Origin of the sequence: Terrabacter sp. RAF57, from assembly GCF_052113925.1 — a bacterium.
GTDB lineage: Bacteria > Actinomycetota > Actinomycetes > Actinomycetales > Dermatophilaceae > Terrabacter.
The window spans coordinates 73,146-90,816 of record NZ_JBFRDT010000003.1; the positions used below are offsets into that span (position 1 = coordinate 73,146).

The 17,671-nt window shown below is 71.4% G+C and carries 17 protein-coding genes; 16 read left to right on the plus strand and 1 reads right to left on the minus strand.

Going from position 1 to position 17,671, the window contains the following annotated elements; all coding sequences use genetic code 11:
* Positions 1–8: 8 nt before the first annotated feature.
* The 6 genes from pgsA to AB4Y83_RS05315 all read left to right on the plus strand — a co-directional run bounded on the left by pgsA (position 9) and on the right by AB4Y83_RS05315 (position 5,585).
* Complete coding sequence (pgsA, locus tag AB4Y83_RS05290) at positions 9–632, plus strand: phosphatidylinositol phosphate synthase (RefSeq protein ID WP_020144318.1); 624 nt, start codon at positions 9–11, stop codon at positions 630–632.
* Positions 629–1,639 carry a phosphatidylinositol mannoside acyltransferase gene (locus AB4Y83_RS05295; protein WP_442296227.1) on the plus strand — a complete coding sequence of 337 codons (1,011 nt, stop codon included), beginning with the start codon at positions 629–631 and terminating at the stop codon, positions 1,637–1,639. The genes pgsA and AB4Y83_RS05295 overlap by 4 nt, the downstream gene beginning before the upstream one ends.
* Positions 1,636–2,808: a glycosyltransferase family 4 protein gene (locus AB4Y83_RS05300; RefSeq protein WP_442296228.1), complete on the plus strand. Its 1,173-nt coding sequence runs from the start codon at positions 1,636–1,638 to the stop codon at positions 2,806–2,808. The genes AB4Y83_RS05295 and AB4Y83_RS05300 overlap by 4 nt, the downstream gene beginning before the upstream one ends.
* Positions 2,805–3,356 carry a hypothetical protein gene (locus AB4Y83_RS05305; protein WP_056777231.1) on the plus strand — a complete coding sequence of 184 codons (552 nt, stop codon included), beginning with the start codon at positions 2,805–2,807 and terminating at the stop codon, positions 3,354–3,356. Before AB4Y83_RS05300 ends, AB4Y83_RS05305 begins: the two co-directional genes overlap by 4 nt.
* Positions 3,357–3,457: 101 nt before the next feature.
* Positions 3,458–4,396 (plus strand): pyridoxal 5'-phosphate synthase lyase subunit PdxS, encoded by a 939-nt coding sequence (pdxS, locus tag AB4Y83_RS05310; protein WP_056825361.1) that lies wholly within the window; start codon positions 3,458–3,460, stop codon positions 4,394–4,396.
* 169 nt (positions 4,397–4,565) lie between these two features.
* A complete protein-coding gene (locus AB4Y83_RS05315) occupies positions 4,566–5,585 on the plus strand; it encodes a DUF4037 domain-containing protein (RefSeq protein WP_442296229.1) in 1,020 nt (339 codons plus the stop codon).
* Between the two features lie 32 nt (positions 5,586–5,617).
* Here the strand turns inward: AB4Y83_RS05315 and kynU are convergent, their stop codons facing one another.
* On the minus strand, positions 5,618–6,871 hold the full coding sequence (gene kynU, locus AB4Y83_RS05320) for a kynureninase (protein ID WP_442296230.1): 1,254 nt from the start codon (positions 6,869–6,871) through the stop codon (positions 5,618–5,620).
* A gap of 127 nt (positions 6,872–6,998) precedes the next feature.
* Here kynU and pdxT point away from each other — a divergent pair, with 127 nt between their 5' ends.
* From pdxT to AB4Y83_RS05370, 10 genes are all read left to right on the plus strand, one after another.
* On the plus strand, positions 6,999–7,739 hold the full coding sequence (gene pdxT / locus AB4Y83_RS05325; protein ID WP_442296231.1) for a pyridoxal 5'-phosphate synthase glutaminase subunit PdxT: 741 nt from the start codon (positions 6,999–7,001) through the stop codon (positions 7,737–7,739).
* On the plus strand, positions 7,736–8,494 hold the full coding sequence (locus AB4Y83_RS05330; protein ID WP_442296232.1) for a YebC/PmpR family DNA-binding transcriptional regulator: 759 nt from the start codon (positions 7,736–7,738) through the stop codon (positions 8,492–8,494). Before pdxT ends, AB4Y83_RS05330 begins: the two co-directional genes overlap by 4 nt.
* Before the next feature lie 146 nt (positions 8,495–8,640).
* A complete protein-coding gene (ruvC, locus tag AB4Y83_RS05335) occupies positions 8,641–9,297 on the plus strand; it encodes a crossover junction endodeoxyribonuclease RuvC (protein ID WP_056777220.1) in 657 nt (218 codons plus the stop codon).
* Entirely contained in the window at positions 9,294–9,896 is a 603-nt protein-coding gene (gene ruvA / locus AB4Y83_RS05340) for a Holliday junction branch migration protein RuvA (protein WP_442273416.1), read from the plus strand. The genes ruvC and ruvA overlap by 4 nt, the downstream gene beginning before the upstream one ends.
* Positions 9,893–11,029: a Holliday junction branch migration DNA helicase RuvB gene (gene ruvB / locus AB4Y83_RS05345; RefSeq protein WP_056825368.1), complete on the plus strand. Its 1,137-nt coding sequence runs from the start codon at positions 9,893–9,895 to the stop codon at positions 11,027–11,029. The genes ruvA and ruvB overlap by 4 nt, the downstream gene beginning before the upstream one ends.
* 245 nt (positions 11,030–11,274) lie before the next feature.
* Positions 11,275–11,637, plus strand: a complete 363-nt coding sequence (yajC, locus tag AB4Y83_RS05350) for a preprotein translocase subunit YajC (RefSeq protein ID WP_442273417.1) — start codon at positions 11,275–11,277, stop codon at positions 11,635–11,637.
* Positions 11,638–11,644: 7 nt separating this feature from the next.
* Positions 11,645–13,555: a protein translocase subunit SecD gene (secD, locus tag AB4Y83_RS05355; RefSeq protein WP_442296233.1), complete on the plus strand. Its 1,911-nt coding sequence runs from the start codon at positions 11,645–11,647 to the stop codon at positions 13,553–13,555.
* Complete coding sequence (gene secF, locus AB4Y83_RS05360) at positions 13,552–14,706, plus strand: protein translocase subunit SecF (protein ID WP_442296234.1); 1,155 nt, start codon at positions 13,552–13,554, stop codon at positions 14,704–14,706. The genes secD and secF overlap by 4 nt, the downstream gene beginning before the upstream one ends.
* A 75-nt stretch (positions 14,707–14,781) precedes the next feature.
* A complete protein-coding gene (locus AB4Y83_RS05365; protein ID WP_442273420.1) occupies positions 14,782–15,306 on the plus strand; it encodes an adenine phosphoribosyltransferase in 525 nt (174 codons plus the stop codon).
* 28 nt (positions 15,307–15,334) lie between these two features.
* Positions 15,335–17,620, plus strand: coding sequence for a RelA/SpoT family protein (locus AB4Y83_RS05370; protein WP_020144302.1), 2,286 nt, complete (start codon positions 15,335–15,337; stop codon positions 17,618–17,620).
* The last annotated feature ends 51 nt before the right edge of the window (positions 17,621–17,671 follow it).

Sequence of the window (17,671 nt, forward strand, 5' to 3'; positions counted from 1 at the left end):
TCACCACCATGCTCAACAGACTCCTGCGCGCGTCGCTGACCAAGATCCTCGGTCCGATCGCCCACCTGTTCCTCCGCCTCGGGATCAGTCCCGACGTCGTGACGGTCGTCGGCACCCTCGGGGTCTGCGCCGGGGCACTGGCGTTCTTCCCCCGCGGTGAGATCTGGGTCGGCGTGCTCGTCATCACCGCGTTCGTCTTCTCCGACAACGTCGACGGCATCATGGCCCGCGAGTCCGGCCGCTCGAGCAAGTGGGGCGCCTACCTCGACTCCACGCTCGACCGCATCGGCGACGCCGCGATCTTCGGCGGCCTCGTGCTCTTCTACGCCGGCAAGGGCAACAACCAGCTCATGGCCGGCCTCGCGCTCAGCTGCCTCATCCTCGGCAGCGTCGTGTCCTACGCCAAGGCGCGGGCAGAGGGCCTCGGCTACACGGCCAACGTCGGGATCGCCGAACGCGCCGACCGGCTCGTCGCCGTTCTCGTCGCGGCCTTCTTCGCCGACCTCTTCAACTCGACGATCCTGCTCGGCGTCGTCCTGGGCCTGCTCGCCGTCGCCAGCCTCGTCACCGTCCTCCAGCGGATGCTGACGGTGCGTCGCCAGGCCCTTGCCTCCGGCGAGGTGGGCGCGTGAGCGACCTCGCACGCCGCGCCACCGACACCGTCAGCGTGCTCGGCTTCAAGCTCGGGTGGTCCGTCGTCCGCGCCCTCCCGGAGCGCGCGGCATACGCCCTCTTCGACCGGGTGGCCGCCATCTCCGTCCGGCGCGGTGGGAAGGGCATCGACCGGCTGCGGTCGAACTACCGTCGGGTGCGGCCCGAGCTGTCCGATGCCGACCTCGACTCCTTGGTGCGCCAGGGGATGCGCTCCTACATGCGCTACTACTGCGAGGCGTTCCGGCTCCCGTCCCTGACCCGGGCCCAGATCGACGGGGCGGTCGTCGTCCGTGGCGACGCCGAGATCCGCGAGCTGTGCGCGCGCGGCGACGCCGGGGTCGTCTTCGTCGGCCACCTCGGCAACTTCGACCTCGCCGCGGCCTGGTCCGCCGGCAGCCTCATGCCGGTGACGACCGTCGCCGAGCGGCTCAAGCCCGAAGAGGTCTTCCAGGAGTTCGTCGCGTTCCGGCGCAGCATCGACATGGACATCATCCCGCTCACCGGCGGGGACGACCCCTTCCACGGGCTGCTCGACGCGACACGGAGCGGCGGGAGGCTCATCGCCCTGGCCGCCGACCGCGACCTCACCAACGGCGGTGTCGAGGTCGACCTCCTCGGCCACCGTGCGCGGATGGCCAAGGGGCCGGCCGTCCTGTCGCTGATGACCGGTGCACCGCTCTTCGCGGCCCGGATCTGGTACGAACCCGCTCCTGCTGGCTCCGGCCTCGGCGGCCATCGCACGGTCATCGAGTTCAGCAACCGTCTCGTGCCCCGTGTCGAGGGCACGACGGCGGTCAAGGCGGCCGACCTCATCCAGCAGTGCGCCGACCACGTCGCCGTCGCGATCCGCGAGCACACGTCGAGCTGGCACATGCTCCAGCGGGTCTTCGTCGACGACCTCGACGCCCCTGCGGCCTCCTCGGACGCCGCCGGCGCGCAGACCTCCGCGCAGCCGGCACAGCCGACGACGGGACGCACGACGTGAGGATCGGGATCGYCTGCCCGTACTCGTTCGACGTCCCGGGCGGGGTGCAGTTCCACGTGCGCGACCTCGCCGAGCACCTCATCGGCCAGGGGCACGACGTGTCGGTGCTCGCACCGGCCGACAGCGAGACCGAGCTGCCCGACTACGTCACGTCGGCCGGCCGGGCCACCGCCGTGCGCTACAACGGCTCCGTCGCGCGTCTCAACTTCGGCCCCGTCACGGCGTCCAAGGTCGGCAAGTGGCTCGACGCCGGCCAGTTCGACGTGCTCCACCTCCACGAGCCGGTCACCCCCAGTGTCAGCGTGCTCGCACTCATGGCGGCCGAGGGACCCATCGTCGCGACCTTCCACACCTCCATGCTGCGGTCGCGGACGATGCAGACGGCCTACCCGATCATCCGACCGAGCCTCGAGAAGATCGCCGGCCGCATCGCCGTGAGCGAGGACGCCCGCCGGACGGTCACGACCCACGTCGGCGGCGACGCGGTCGTCATCCCCAACGGCGTCTACGTCGACCGGTTCGCGAGCGCCCAGCGGCGCTCGGCGTGGATGGGCACGCCCGCATCGCCGACGATCGCCTTCCTCGGCCGGATGGGGGAGCCGCGCAAGGGACTCCCGGTGCTCGCGGCTGCTCTGCCCGAGATCCTCCGCTCGGTCCCGGGACTCCGCGTCCTCGTCGCCGGGCCCGGTGACCCCGATGAGGTCACCCAGGGCTGGTCGCCCGAGGTCGTCGCCGCGTGCGAGTTCCTCGGCTCCGTCTCCGACGACGACAAGGCGTCGCTGCTCGCGTCGGTCGACGTCTACGTCGCGCCCAACACCGGGGGAGAGAGCTTCGGCATCATCCTCATCGAGGCGATGAGCGCCGGCGCCTGCGTCCTCGCCAGCGACCTCTCGGCCTTCTCGCGCGTGCTCGACGGCGGCACGGCCGGCGCGATGTTCGCCAACGAGCAGCCCGACGCCCTCGCGCGCACGCTCGTCGACCTGCTCCGACGACCCGAGCGCCGCGCCGAGCTCGCCGCCGCCGGCCAGCACCGGGCCCGGCTCTTCGACTGGTCGGTCGTCGCCGACGAGATCCTCGCCGTCTACGAGACCGTCATCGAGGGCGTCGCGGCCGCGCACCTCGAGCCGCAGGGACGCTGGAACCGCTTCCTGCGCGGGGGTGCCCGGTGAGCGAGGTCCTCTCGTGGGTCTTCGCGATCCTCTTCGTCCTCGTCGTCATCGCCTGGTACCTCTCCTACACGGCGGCCCGCCTCGACCGGCTCCACGTCCGCCTCAGCGGCACCCTCGCCGCGCTCGACGCGCGGCTGGTCCGCCGGGCCGAGGCGGCCGTCGAGCTGGCCAACAGCGGGCTCCTCGACGGTGCGACCGCGCTCATCCTGGCCAACGCCGCGGCGGAGTCCCTCGAGGCACCGTCGGAGCACGGCGACGCCCGCGAGCTCGCCGAGAACGACCTCACCGAGGCCCTCGAGCTCGCCCTCACCCCGCAGGCCGTCAGCACGCTGCGCTCGACGGCCCTGGGGCAGGACGTGCTCGCCCGGCTCTCCTCGGCCTGCACCCGCGTACAGCTGGCGCGACGCTTCCACAACGACGCCGTCACCGACGTCCGCCGGGTGCGGCGCAAGTGGACCATCCGCATGTTCCACCTCGCGGGCTACACCCCGATGCCGCACACCATCGAGTTCAACGACGACTCGCCGGAGCACCTCGCCCTCGTGTGACCGGCCCCACGCGCAGGACCGCGGACCGCGTCGTCCACACCTCTCGCGGGGGCCTACGCTTTGAGGCACACCGAACCCAGATCACGGGAAAGCAGGACATCGTGAGCACCACCCCGACCTCGGGCAGCACGCCCGCGGCTGACCAGCAGAGCGGCACGAGCCACACCGGCACGACGCGCGTGAAGCGCGGCATGGCCGAGATGCTCAAGGGCGGCGTCATCATGGACGTCGTCACGGCCGAGCAGGCCAAGATCGCCGAGGACGCCGGCGCCGTCGCCGTCATGGCCCTCGAGCGGGTCCCCGCCGACATCCGCGCCCAGGGCGGCGTGTCGCGCATGAGCGACCCCGACATGATCGACGGCATCATCGAGGCCGTCTCGATCCCCGTCATGGCCAAGGCCCGCATCGGCCACTTCGTCGAGGCGCAGGTGCTCCAGAGCCTCGGCGTGGACTACATCGACGAGTCCGAGGTGCTGACCCCGGCCGACTACGCCAACCACATCGACAAGTGGCAGTTCACCGTGCCCTTCGTCTGTGGTGCGACCAACCTCGGCGAGGCGCTGCGCCGGATCACCGAGGGCGCGGCGATGATCCGCTCGAAGGGTGAGGCCGGCACCGGTGACGTCTCCAACGCGACGACGCACATGCGCACCCTGCGCGCCGAGCTCAACCGCCTGCACTCGATGAGCCCCGACGAGCTCTACGTCGCGGCGAAGGAGCTCCAGGCTCCCTACGAGCTCGTCAAGGAGGTCGCCGAGGCCGGCAAGCTCCCCGTCGTGCTCTTCACGGCCGGTGGCATCGCGACGCCTGCCGACGCCGCGATGATGATGCAGCTCGGCGCCGAGGGTGTCTTCGTCGGCTCGGGCATCTTCAAGTCCGGCAACCCGGCCCAGCGCGCCGAGGCCATCGTCAAGGCGACGACCTTCCACGACGACCCCGACGTCATCGCCAAGGTCTCGCGCGGCCTCGGCGAGGCCATGGTCGGCATCAACGTCGACGAGATCGCCCAGCCGCACCGTCTCTCCGAGCGCGGTTGGTGACCTCCGCACTCCCAGCTACACACTGACGTATGCCGCCGTGCCCCACCGGGCGCGGCGGCATACGCGTCCGTGGCCGGGGACTCGCGCCGTGTGCGGTCGTCGGGGCCATGGCACCGAGCACTGCACACCGCGTCTCCGTCCGGGTGCCCGGGCTGGCACGATCGGGTGCGTGAGCGCCACCGGAGCGGAGCTGTCGCGGACCTACTTCGAGCGGGTCGTCGAGCCCCTCGTGCGTGACCACTGGCCCGGGATGCCGTGTGCCGCAGCCCGTCTCGGGAGCGGGTCCGACGTCCTCGGGCTCGACGACGCGATGTCGCGCGACCACGACTGGGGCCTGAGGCTCAACCTCCTCGTCCCGGACGACGTCGTCGTGGCCGTCGACGACCACCTCGCCGAGCAGCTGCCTGCGTCGTTCGCCGGCCACCCCACCCGGTTCGCGACGACGTGGGACCCGGCTGTGCGCCATCGGGTGCAGGTCGAGACGGCCCGCGACCTCGCCGTCTCGCGCCTCGGCGTCGACCCCACCCGCGACCTGACGGTGGACGACTGGTTCTCCCTGACGGGCCAGGCCGTCCTCGAGCTCACCGGGGGAGAGGTCTTCGTCGACGACGTGGGCGAGCTGTCCGGCATACGCCAGCGCCTCGCGTGGTGTCCCGACGACGTCTGGCGCCACGTCGTCGCGACCGACTGGGTCCGGCTCGGGCAGGAGCTGCCCTTCGTCGGCCGGACGGGGGAGTGCGGCGACGACCTCGGCTCGCGGGTCGTCGCGGCGCGGCTGGCCGGGATCGCGATGCACCTGGGCCACCTGCTCGAGCGGCGCTGGCCGCCCTACGCCAAGTGGCTCGGCACGAGCTTCGCCCGGCTGCCCCGGTCCGCGGTCGCCCTCGGACCGCTCGAACGGGCGGTGGCATCGCCTGACTGGCGGCAGCGGGAGGACGGTCTCGTCGAGGCGCTGCGGGTGCTGGCCGTGGTCCAGGGCGAGGTCGGGATGCCCACCGTCGCCGACCCCGTCGAGCCGTTCTGGGACCGGCCCTACCGCGGCGTGCGCGGCGCCGTGGTCGAGGTCCTCGAGGCCAGCGTCACCGACCCGGCCGTGCGCGCGCTGCCCCGAGGAGTCGGCTCCGCCGAGCAGTGGAGCGACAACGTCGACGTGCTGACGGGCGCCGGTCGACGCCGGCCCACCCGATGACGGGCGCAGCACCCATTCACCCGACGATGCGGTCAGGTGACGGCGCCGCGCTCGGCGAACTCGGGACGCTCGAACTCGCGCGCGTCGAGGACCTCCTTGACGTGGACCGCGGCCTGCACCGCGTCCACGTGGGTGACGTAGAGCGGCGCGAAGCCCAGCCGGACGATGTCGGGCTCGCGGAAGTCCCCGATGACACCACGGGCGATGAGGGCCTGCACGACGGCGAACGCCTGGGGGTGGCGCAGTGACACCTGGGACCCCCGGCGCTCCGGCTCGCGCGGCGTCGCCAGCGGGAGGCCGACCCCGAGCGCGTCGAGGGCGTCGATGAAGGTGCTGGTCACCGAGAGCGACGCCGCCCGGACGTCGGCGGGGGAGAGGCCGTCGTAGGCCGTGAGCGCGGCCTCGAGGGCGAGCACCGAGAGCAGGGGCGGGGTCCCGACCCTGGCCCGCGTGATGCCGGGCGCGGGCTCGTAGTCCGGACGCATCTCGAAGGGGTGGGCGTGTCCCTGCCAGCCCGTGAGGGGCTGGTCGAAGTCGTCCTGGTGGCGGGTCGCGACGTAGAGGAAGGCTGGGGCGCCGGGGCCGCCGTTGAGGTACTTGTAGCCGCACCCGACCGCGAGGTCGGCGCCGCCCTCGTCGAGCTCGACCGCGATGACGCCCGCCGAGTGGCAGAGGTCCCAGCAGGCGAGGGCGCCGACGGCATGGGCGGCCTCGGTGATCGCGCGCAGGTCCCAGAGCTCGCCGGTGCGGTAGTCGACGCTCGAGTAGGAGGCGAGCGCGAGGGCGTCACCGATGTCGGCGATGGCGGCCACGGCGTCGCGCGGGTGGACCCGGCGCACCTCGAGGCCGGCCAGCTCGGCCGCGGACTCGGTCATGTAGAGGTCGGTCGGGAAGGAGTCGGGGTCGGTGATCACGACGCTGCGGCCGGGCCGCAGCCGTCCGGCGCCGATGACCGCCTTGAAGAGGTTGACCGACGTCGAGTCGGTCACGACCACCTGGCCGGGAGCGGCACCGACGAGACGGCCGACGCGGTCGCCGACGCGGGTCTGCGCGCCCCACCAGTCGGCCTCGTTCCACGAGCGGATCAAGCGCTCACCCCACTGGCGGTGCATGACGTCGTCGACGACGGCCGGCACCGCGCTCGGCAGGGCGCCCAGCGAGTTGCCGTCGAGGTAGATGACGTCGTCGGGGATGGTGAACAGGTCGCGGGTGCCCCGGAGCGGGGAGGCGGCATCGGCCTGCTCGGCGCGGGCGGTCAGGTCGTCGTGGGTGTGCACCGTCGTCATGGCCGCAACGTATCCGGTGGCATCGTGCCGATGTCAGGGCCGCCTCCGCGGACGTCTGGCATCCGAGACGGTTCTCGCTGCCCGACCCGTGCGGCGTCCGTCACGACGCGCGCTCTACGCTGACCCGGTGAGCACCATCAGCACCATCCCCGGCACGACCGCCGACCCCGCCGCGGACCCTGGCCCCGACCGTCGCGCCGACGCCGTCGGCGTGCCGCGCATCGGCGTCCTCGCCGTCCAGGGCGACGTCCGCGAGCACCTCGCAGCCCTCACCGCGCTCGGCGCCGAGGGCGTCACGGTCCGGCGTCCGGCCGAGGTCGAGGCCATCGACGGCCTCGTCATCCCCGGCGGCGAGTCGACGGTCATGGACAAGCTCGTCCGCGCGTTCGACCTGCGGGAGCCGCTGCTGCGGCGCATCGCCGAGGGCATGCCCGCCTACGGCTCGTGCGCCGGGATGATCATGCTCGCCGACCGCATCGCCGACGCGCGTCCCGACCAGCAGACGCTCGGGGGTCTCGACATCACGGTGCGGCGCAACGCCTTCGGCCGTCAGGTCGACTCCTTCGAGCAGGACCTCGACTACGCCTGGGGCGACCCCTCGACGACGGGCACGGTGCACGCCGTCTTCATCCGCGCCCCATGGGTCGAGCAGGCCGGTCCGGGCGTCGAGGTGCTCGCCCGCGTCAGCGAGGGCCCGGCCGCCGGTAGGATCGTCGCGGTCCGGCAGGGCAACCTCATGGCCACGTCCTTCCACCCCGAGGTGGGGGCCGACCGCCGGATCCACGCCGAGTTCGTCTCGATCGTCAGAGAGCACCGACTCCAGCAGTCGGGTGCACGCCAGTCACCGGAACGCGAGGACACTGCATGAGCGGCCACTCCAAATGGGCCACCACGAAGCACCAGAAGGCGGCCAAGGACGCCAAGCGCGGCAAGCTCTTCGCCAAGCTCATCAAGAACATCGAGGTCGCGGCCCGTCAGGGCGGCGCCGACCCCACCGGCAACCCGACGCTCTACGACGCCATCCAGAAGGCCAAGAAGACGTCGGTGCCCAACGACAACATCGACCGCGCCGTCAAGCGCGCGTCGGGTGCCGAGGCGGGCGCGGCCGACTGGCAGACGATCATGTACGAGGGCTACGCCCCCAACGGTGTCGCCGTGCTCATCGAGTGCCTCACCGACAACCGCAACCGGGCTGCCGCCGAGGTGCGCACTGCGCTGACGCGCAACGGCGGCCAGCTCGCCGACCCGGGCTCCGTGTCCTACGTCTTCAACCGCAAGGGTGTCGTGACCGTCCTCAAGGACGCCGGCTCCGAGGACGACATCCTCGAAGTGGTGCTCGAGGCGGGTGCCGAGGAGGTCAACGACAACGGTGACACGTGGGAGATCATCTCCGAGGCCACCGACTTCGTCGCGGTCCGCAAGGCGATCCAGGACGCCGGCATCGACTACGAGTCCGCCGAGGCGTCGTTCGTCCCGAACCTCCAGGTCCCGCTCGACCTCGACGGCGCGAAGAAGATGATCCGCGTCATCGAGGCGCTCGAGGACAGCGACGACGTGCAGAACGTCTTCGCCAACGGCGACATCCCCGACGACGTCCTCGCACAGCTCGACGACGAGGACTGACCGCGCCGAGGGCTCGTGCGCCCGAGGTTCGACGAGGAGGCACGCCGAGACCGGCGTGCCTCCCGTCCTTTCGGGGGAGGCCCGTTAGCGTTGTCCCGAACACCTGTTCGGATCGTCCAGAGCCCCACGCCCCAGGGAGGTATGCCGTGCGCGTCCTCGCGGTCGACCCCGGGCTCACCCGCTGCGGCGTCGGCGTCGTCGACGGAGTCCCGGGGCGCAAGCTGTCGCTGGTCGAGGTCGGGGTCATCCGCACGCCGTCCGGCGACCCCACCCCGAAGCGCCTCGTCGCCGTCGAGGACGAGATGCGCCAGTGGTTCGCGCGGCACCGTCCCGAGGCCGTGGCCATCGAGCGTGTCTTCGCCGACACCAACGTCTCCACCGTGATGGGCACCGCTCAGGTGACCGGGATCGTCATGATCATGGCCGAGCGGCTCGGCCTGCCCGTCACCCTCCACACACCCACCGAGGTCAAGGCCGCCGTCAGCGGCAGCGGCCGCGCCGACAAGGCGCAGGTGACGACGATGGTGACCCGGCTCCTCGGGCTCGACACCCCGCCCAAGCCCGCCGACGCCGCCGACGCGCTCGCCCTCGCGATCTGCCACGTGTGGCGCGGAGGCACGCAGAGCCGCCTCGAGGAGGCGCGGCTCGAGGTGCTCGCGCGCACGGGCAACCGGGGGAGCGGCATACCCCGTCGGGTCCCGCCGGGGGCCGCCCCACCGCTGCAGCGGCTGCGCGCCGCGACCACCCAGCCCACCCGCACCGGCCAGACCGCCCGACCCCACCCTGGAGCCCAGCCCCGATGATCGCCTCGCTCTCCGGCACCGTCCTCAAGGTCGGCCTCGACTCGGTCGTGGTCGGCGTCGGCGGTGTCGGCATGCTCGTCCACACCACCCCGGCCACGGCGACGTCCGTGCGCCTGGGCCAGCCCACCGAGCTCGCCACCAGTCTCGTCGTGCGCGAGGACTCGCTGACGCTCTACGGCTTCGCCACCGACGACGAGAAGCACGTCTTCGAGACCGTCCAGACCGTGTCCGGGGTCGGTCCCCGCCTCGCGCTGGCCGTGCTGGCGGTCCACTCGCCCGACGCCGTCCGGGTCGCGCTGGGCACCGGCGACCTCGTCGCGCTGACCAAGGTCCCGGGCATCGGCAAGAAGGGGGCAGAGCGGATGGTCCTCGAGCTCAAGGACAAGCTCGGCGCCCTGCCAGGCTCGGCCGGCCAGAGCGACCACGTCCACCTCGACACCGGCGAGGCGTGGCGCGAGCAGGTCAGGGAGGCGCTCGTCGGACTCGGATGGACCGTGCGCCAGGCCGACGACGCGCTCGACAAGATCGCGCCGATCGCGGCCGACGGCGCCGGGGTGTCGGCACTGTTGCGGGCCGCGCTGCAGGAGCTCGGCCGATGAGCGTCGACCGCTCCTGGGAGCTCGACACCGGGGCCGAGCCGGACGTCTGGGACGACGGCTCCTTCGACGCGACGGCACGCATCGTCGACGCGGCCGGCGACACCGACGAGCGACAGGTCGAGGCCGCGCTGCGTCCCAAGCGACTCGACGACTTCCCCGGACAGACCCGCGTCCGCGACCAGCTGGGACTCGTCCTCAAGGCGGCCAAGCGTCGTGGCACGCCGCCCGACCACGTGCTGCTCTCGGGCCCGCCCGGGCTCGGCAAGACCACCCTGGCGATGATCGTCGCCGGTGAGCTCGAGCAGCCCATCCGCATCACCTCGGGCCCCGCGATCCAGCACGCCGGCGACCTCGCGTCGGTCCTCTCGTCGCTCGCCGAGGGGGAGGTGCTCTTCCTCGACGAGATCCACCGGATGTCGCGCTCGGCCGAGGAGATGCTCTACCTCGCGATGGAGGACTTCCGGGTCGACGTCATCATCGGCAAGGGTCCCGGCGCGACGGCCATCCCGCTCGAGCTGCCGCCCTTCACCGTCGTCGGTGCGACGACACGTGCCGGGCTGCTGCCCGCGCCGCTCCGCGACCGCTTCGGCTTCACCGGCCACCTCGACTACTACGCCGCGGCCGACCTCGTCACGATCCTGCACCGTTCGGCACGCCTGCTCGGGCTCGACGCCGATGAGGACGGCATCCGCGAGATCGCCCTGAGATCCCGCGGCACGCCGCGCATCGCCAACCGCCTGCTGCGCCGGGTCCGCGACTGGGCCCAGGTGCACGGCGAGGACCGCGTCACTCACTCCGCGTCGCGTCAGGCGCTCGAGCTCTTCGACGTCGACGAGCGCGGTTTGGACCGCCTTGACCGAGCCGTGCTGGAGGCGCTCTGCCGCCGCTTCAACGGCGGGCCCGTAGGCCTCTCGACCCTCGCCGTCGCCGTGGGCGAGGAGCCCGACACCGTCGAGACGGTCGCCGAGCCCTACCTCGTGCGCGAGGGCTTCATGGTCCGCACCCCCCGTGGCCGGGCCGCCTCGAGCCTCGCCTGGGAGCACCTGGGCCTGACCCCACCGCACGACTCGCAGGCCCTCTGGACCGCCACCCTGCCCATCGACGAGGCCGGCGGCGCGCGATTCGACGCCTGAGGCCGGGCCCGGCGTGGTCGCGCGGCCGGCACCGAGCGCGACCAAAACGTGACCCGCGCACGCTGCGGAACCGTTCCGTCTTGGTCTGACAAACTGCACCGGCGCACGTAGACTCCTGCGGGCACCATCGCCGCTGCCGCGGCACCATCCGGTGCTCCCGGTCGTTGACGCGACAGCCGACCCGATCAACGGGTCGTGGCGCGCCTGCGCGCTGACCGGACGAAGACACGAAGGACTGAGCTGACATGAACAACAACGGGGCCCTCTCGTTGCTGATTTTCGCCCTGCCCCTGCTGCTGCTGGGCTGGCTGTTCTTCTCCCAGAACAAGCGGATGAAGCAGATGCGCAACTTCAGCTCGTCGCTCGAGGTCGGAGACGCCGTCGTCACCTCGTCGGGCATCTACGGCACGATCAAGCACCTCGACGACAGCAGCGCGTGGCTCGAGATCGCCGAGGGCACGACCGTCCGGTTCGACCGGCGAGCCCTGGCGATGAAGCAGGCCGACGTGGCTGCCGCCGATGCGGCAGCCGCTGGTTCGCCCGCCCACGACGCCCCCGTCGACGACGCGCCGGGTGCGAACCCGGGTTCCCACCAGAACGGTCAGTGAGGGTTTCGTGGCACGCAGCTCCACCAAGAAGTCGGCGAGACGGAGCCTCCTGGCGCTCGTCGTCATCATCCTCGCCCTCGGCGGTCTCGCCGCCGGCCTGACGAAGTGGGCCGACGGGTCGATGAACCCTCGCCTCGGGCTCGACCTCGAGGGCGGCACGGAGCTCGTGCTCCAGCCCCAGCTCAACGGCACCGAGACCATCAGCGAGGGCCAGGTCAACCGCGCGGTCGACATCATCCGCCAGCGCATCGACGCCAACGGCGTCTCCGAGGCCGAGATCACGACGCAGGGCGGCCGCAGCATCGTCGTGGCGATCCCCGGCCAGCCGACGGCCGAGCAGCTCGACGCGCTGAAGAAGCCCTCTCAGCTGCGCTTCCGCGCCGTCTACGTGCAGGCGCTCGACCCCAACGCCAGCCAGGCCAACCCGAGCGGCACGCCGACCGGGACGTCCACCGGCACGGCGACGCCTTCCGGCACCGCGACCGGCACGGGCACGCCGAAGGCCACGAGCACTGCGACGCCCTCGACGTCCGCGACCGCCCAGAACGGCGTCGTCCCCGACGCGCTGCGCGCCGCCACGACCCCGGTGACCCCGACGCCGTCGGCCACGCCGTCGGGCACGGCGACGACGCCGGCACCTGCCGCCACCGAGGCCCCCGCGCCGACGGCCGCGCAGACCGAGGCCGCCATCAAGACGCAGGTGAGCACCGGCCTCGTCGGGCTCGGCTGGGACAAGGCCAAGGCCGACGCAGCTGCGACGAAGGTCGCCAAGGAGTACACCGCGCTCGACTGCTCGGCTCCCGGGGCGGTCGACAAGATCCAGGACGACCCGGCCCAGCCCATCGCCACGTGCGGCGAGGACCGTGTCACCAAGTACGTCCTCGGCCCGAGCGAGATCGACGGCAGCGAGATCGCCGACGCCACGAGCGGCTACCAGCCCGGCCCCAACGGTCAGCCGACCTCCATCGTCGAGGTCGCACTGTCCTTCAAGGACGCCGGCAAGGCCAAGTTCGCGGCCGTGACCAAGCGCCTCTACGGCCTGCAGTCCCAGCCGCCGCTCGACCAGTTCGCCGTCGTGCTCGACAAGGCCGTCATCACGGCACCGCAGGCCCGCGCCGTCATCACCGACGGTCGGGCCTCGATCACCGGCTCGTTCACCATCGACTCGGCCAAGCAGCTCGCCGAACAGCTGAAGTTCGGTGCCCTCCCGATCTCCTTCGCCCTGCAGACGCAGGACAACATCACGCCCCAGCTCGGTGAGGAGCAGCTGCGCATCGGCCTGCTGGCCGGCTTCATCGGCCTGCTGCTCGTCGTCATCTACTCGCTGCTCCAGTACCGCGCGCTCGGCCTCGTCACGGTCGCCTCGCTCGTCGTGGCCTCCGTCATCACCTACCTCGCGGTGACGGTCCTCGGTACGACGCACGGCTTCCGCCTGACGATGGCCGGGGTGACGGGTCTCATCGTGGCCATCGGTGTCACGGCCGACAGCTTCATCGTCTACTTCGAGCGCATCCGCGACGAGGTGCGTGACGGTCGCCCGCTCGTGGCTGCCGTCGAGACCGGGTGGAAGCGCGCCCGCCGCACGATCATCGCGGCCGACGGCGTCAACTTCATCGCGGCCGGGGTGCTGTACTTCCTCGCCTCGAGCAACGTCCGGGGCTTCGCGTTCACGCTGGGACTGACAACGCTCATCGACCTGCTCGTCGTCATCCTCTTCACGCACCCCACGGTGCAGCTGCTGGCCCGCACGAAGTTCTTCGGCGGCGGCCACAAGTGGTCGGGTCTCGACCCGGAGCGCCTCGGCGCCAAGGAGGCGGTCCGCTACCGCGGCCGCGGCCAGTTCGGGGCACCCGGCGTCCAGCGCCCGCCCGCCACCGTGGGCTCGGCCCGCGTCGCCGATGGGAAGGCCCAGGCATGATCAACTTCGCCCAGGTCGGCAACGACCTCTACACCGGCAAGCGCTCGATCGAGTTCATCAAGCGCCAGAAGACGTGGTACGCCATCTCGGCGGTGCTCATCGTCCTCGCACTCGTCGGCATCTTCGTCAAGGGCCTGAACTTCGGCATCGAGTTCAGCGGTGGCTCGGAGTTCCGCGTCCAGGGCGTGTCCAACAGCCAGGGCTACGAGGAGAAGGCCCAGACCGCCATCGCCAACGCCGGCATCGAGGGCAACGTCGTCACGACGATCGTCGGCCAGGACACCGTCCGCGTGCAGTCCGAGGCTGCGGCCGACCGCACCGACGAGGCCAGCACCGCACTCGCCCAGCAGTTCGGCGTCGACAAGGGCGCGGTCAGCGCGTCGCTCATCGGTCCGAGCTGGGGGCAGTCGGTCAGCCAACAGGCGATCCGGGGACTCATCGTCTTCCTCGTCATCGTGACGGCGGTCATGGCGCTGTACTTCCGCACCTGGAAGATGGCCGTGTCGGGTCTCGTGGCCCTGCTGCACGACCTCGTCATCACGGTCGGCATCTACGCGCTCTTCGGCTTCGAGATCACGCCCTCGTCGATGATCGGGTTCCTCACGATCCTCGGGTACTCGCTCTACGACACCGTCGTCGTCTTCGACAAGGTGCGTGAGAACACCGCGGACGCGTTCCGGACGAAGCGCATGACGTACTCCGCGGCGGCCAACCTCGCGGTCAACCAGACGCTGGTCCGCTCGATCAACACGACCGTCGTCGCGTTGCTGCCGATCGCGGCCGTCCTCTTCGTCGGCTTCACGCTGCTCGGCCCGGGCACGCTGCTCGACCTGTCGCTCGCCCTCTTCATCGGCATCGCGGTCGGTGCCTACTCGTCGATCTTCATCGCGACCCCGCTGCTCGTCGACCTGCGTCGCAACGAGCCCGCCGTCCGTGAGCTCGACAAGTACGTCGCGCGCCACGGTGCCAGGCAGGGGGCCACCGCAGCATCCGGTGTGGCCGAGCCGGCCTACGTCGGCGCGGACGCCACCGGTGCTGCTGCCGACGACGGCGCCGACTCCCCGGTCGACGGCGCACCGCGTCCCGTGCACAAGTACGCCCAGGCCGGACCGCGCAACCAGCCCAAGCGCGCGCCGAAGTCGCGACGCTGACGGCGGGGCCGCATCCGCGGCCCCGCCTCCGCAGGCGGTTCGTGCACCGCCCGTTCGACCACCTCAGGAGACGGCGTGAGCCAGATCAGTGACCTCGTCGCGAGCAAGCTGCGTGACATCCCGGACTTCCCCAAGCCCGGGGTCCTCTTCAAGGACTTCACCCCGCTCATCGCCGACGGTGCCGCCCTCGGCGAGCTCGTCCGCGACATCGCCCAGCGGTATGCCGGTCAGGTCGACGTCGTCGTCGGCATCGAGGCCCGCGGCTTCATCCTCGGCGCGGCCGTGGCCTACGAGCTCGGCCTCGGCATGGTGCCCGTGCGCAAGGCCGGCAAGCTGCCGGGGGAGACCCTCAAGGAGTCCTACGCGCTCGAGTACGGCACGGCCGAGATCGAGGTGCACACCGACGCCTTCGAGCCGGGCCAGCGCGTGCTCGTCCTCGACGACGTGCTCGCCACCGGAGGCACCGCCGAGGCGTGCGCCCAGCTCGTCGAGCGGGCCGGTGCCACGGTCACCGCGATCGAGGTCGTCCTCGAGCTGGCCTTCCTCGACGGACGCAAGCGCCTCGTGGGCCGGCCGGTCAACGCCATCCTCACCGTCTGATCACAGAGGGACCGCCTAGACTCTCTGCATGAGCGAGGACGTCCGCAACGAGCTGTCCACCCCGTCGCGGGTGCGCGCCCGTTTCGCCCGGTTCGGGGCGACCCGGCCGGCGGGCAACCCCGTGCTCGAGCCGCTCATGACGGCAGTTCGCCAGAACCACCCGAAGGCCGACCTCTCGGTCATCGAGCGGGCGTATGCCGTCGCCGAGAGCGCCCACGAGGGCCAGATGCGCAAGAGCGGCGACGCCTACATCACGCACCCGCTCGCCGTCACGACGATCCTCGCCGAGCTCGGCATGACGCCGCCCACCCTCGCGGCGGCGCTGCTGCACGACACCGTCGAGGACACGGCGTACGGCCTCGACGAGCTGCGCCACGACTTCGGTGACGAGATCGCCATGCTCGTCGACGGCGTCACCAAGCTCGACAAGGTCACCTACGGCGAGGCCGCGCAGGCCGAGACCGTCCGCAAGATGGTCATCGCGATGGCGCGCGACATCCGGGTCCTCGTCATCAAGCTCGCCGACCGGCTGCACAACGCCCGCACGTGGCGCTACGTCAGCCCCGAGTCGGCCAAGCGCAAGGCCAACGAGACGCTCGAGATCTACGCCCCGCTCGCGCACCGGCTCGGCATGAACACCATCAAGTGGGAGCTCGAGGACCTCTCGTTCGCGACGCTCTACCCGAAGGTCTACGACGAGATCGTGCGTCTCGTCGCCGAGCGCGCGCCGGCCCGCGAGGAGTACCTCGCCGGGGTGCGCACCCAGGTCACCGAGGACCTCACGGCCGCCAAGATCAAGGCCGTCGTCACCGGCCGGCCCAAGCACTACTACTCCGTGTACCAGAAGATGATCGTGCGGGGCCGCGACTTCGAGGAGATCTACGACCTCGTCGCCGTCCGCGTCCTCGTCGACACGGTGCGCGACTGCTACGCGGCGCTGGGCGCCCTTCACTCGCGGTGGAACCCGGTCCCGGGCCGGTTCAAGGACTACATCGCGATGCCGAAGTTCAACATGTACCAGTCGCTGCACACGACGGTCATCGGACCCCAGGGCAAACCGGTCGAGATCCAGATCCGCACGCACACGATGCACCGCCGCGCCGAGTACGGCGTCGCCGCGCACTGGAAGTACAAGGACCAGAGCAACGGCGGCGGCCCCGCGCGTCCCGGCGAGATCACGCCGCAGAACGACATGGCCTGGCTGCGCCAGCTGCTCGACTGGCAGCGCGAGACCGAGGACCCGGGCGAGTTCCTCGACTCGCTGCGCTTCGAGATGGGCAGCAGCGAGGTCTACGTCTTCACCCCGAAGGGCTCGGTCGTCGCGCTGCCGATGGGCGGCACGCCCGTCGACTTCGCGTATGCCGTCCACACCGAGGTCGGGCACCACTGCATCGGCGCGCGCGTCAACGGGCGCCTCGTGCCCCTCGAGTCGACCCTCGAGAACGGCGACGTCGTCGAGGTGCTGACGTCCAAGGCCGACGGCGCCGGCCCGTCGCGCGACTGGCTCCAGTTCGTCAAGAGTCCCCGGGCCCGCAACAAGATCAAGCAGTGGTTCTCCAAGGAGCGCCGCGAGGAGGCCATCGAGGCCGGCAAGGACTCGATCGCCAAGGCGCTGCGCAAGCAGAACCTCCCGCTCCAGCGGCTCATGAGCCACGAGTCGATGACCGCTGTCGCGACCGACCTGCGCTACCAGGACATCGAGGCGCTGTACGCCGCGGTGGGCGAGGGACACGTCTCGGCGCAGCACGTCGTCGGCAAGGTCGTCGCGTCGATGGGTGGCGTCGACGGCGCCACCGAGGACCTCGCCGAGGCCACGGTCCCGACGCGGGCAGCGAGCCGGCGCAAGCCGGGCGACCCCGGTGTCGTCGTCGTCGGCACGGCGGACGTGTGGGTCAAGCTCGCCAAGTGCTGCACCCCCGTGCCGGGTGACCCGATCATCGGTTTCGTGACGCGCGGCAACGGCGTCTCGGTGCACCGCGTCGACTGCACCAACGCCGACCAGCTGACGGCCAACCCGGAGCGGCTCATCGACGTCGAGTGGGCCCCGAGCTCCGCCAGCGTCTTCCTCGTGCAGCTGCAGGTCGAGGCCCTCGACCGCAACCGCCTCCTCAGCGACGTGACCCGCGTCCTGTCGGACCAGCACGTCAACATCCTGTCGGCATCGGTCCAGACGTCGCGCGACCGGGTGGCCATCTCCCGCTTCACCTTCGAGATGGGGGACCCGGCGCACCTCGACCACGTCATGCAGGCGGTCCGCAAGATCGACGGGGTCTTCGACGTCTACCGTGTCAACGGCGGCAAGTCGACGATGTAGCCGTCGGCGTCTGGACACCGCACCACGCGCCACGCAAAAGGGCCCATCCGA

Coding starts and splice junctions, on each gene's coding strand:
- AB4Y83_RS05330 (WP_442296232.1), top strand. CDS start 7,736: ATGAGCGGCCACTCCAAATGGGCCACCACGAAGCACCAGAAGGCGGCC.
- AB4Y83_RS05370 (WP_020144302.1), top strand. CDS start 15,335: ATGAGCGAGGACGTCCGCAACGAGCTGTCCACCCCGTCGCGGGTGCGC.
- yajC (WP_442273417.1), top strand. CDS start 11,275: ATGAACAACAACGGGGCCCTCTCGTTGCTGATTTTCGCCCTGCCCCTG.
- kynU (WP_442296230.1), bottom strand. CDS start 6,871: ATGACGACGGTGCACACCCACGACGACCTGACCGCCCGCGCCGAGCAG.
- ruvB (WP_056825368.1), top strand. CDS start 9,893: ATGAGCGTCGACCGCTCCTGGGAGCTCGACACCGGGGCCGAGCCGGAC.
- pgsA (WP_020144318.1), top strand. CDS start 9: ATGCTCAACAGACTCCTGCGCGCGTCGCTGACCAAGATCCTCGGTCCG.
- secF (WP_442296234.1), top strand. CDS start 13,552: ATGATCAACTTCGCCCAGGTCGGCAACGACCTCTACACCGGCAAGCGC.
- ruvA (WP_442273416.1), top strand. CDS start 9,294: ATGATCGCCTCGCTCTCCGGCACCGTCCTCAAGGTCGGCCTCGACTCG.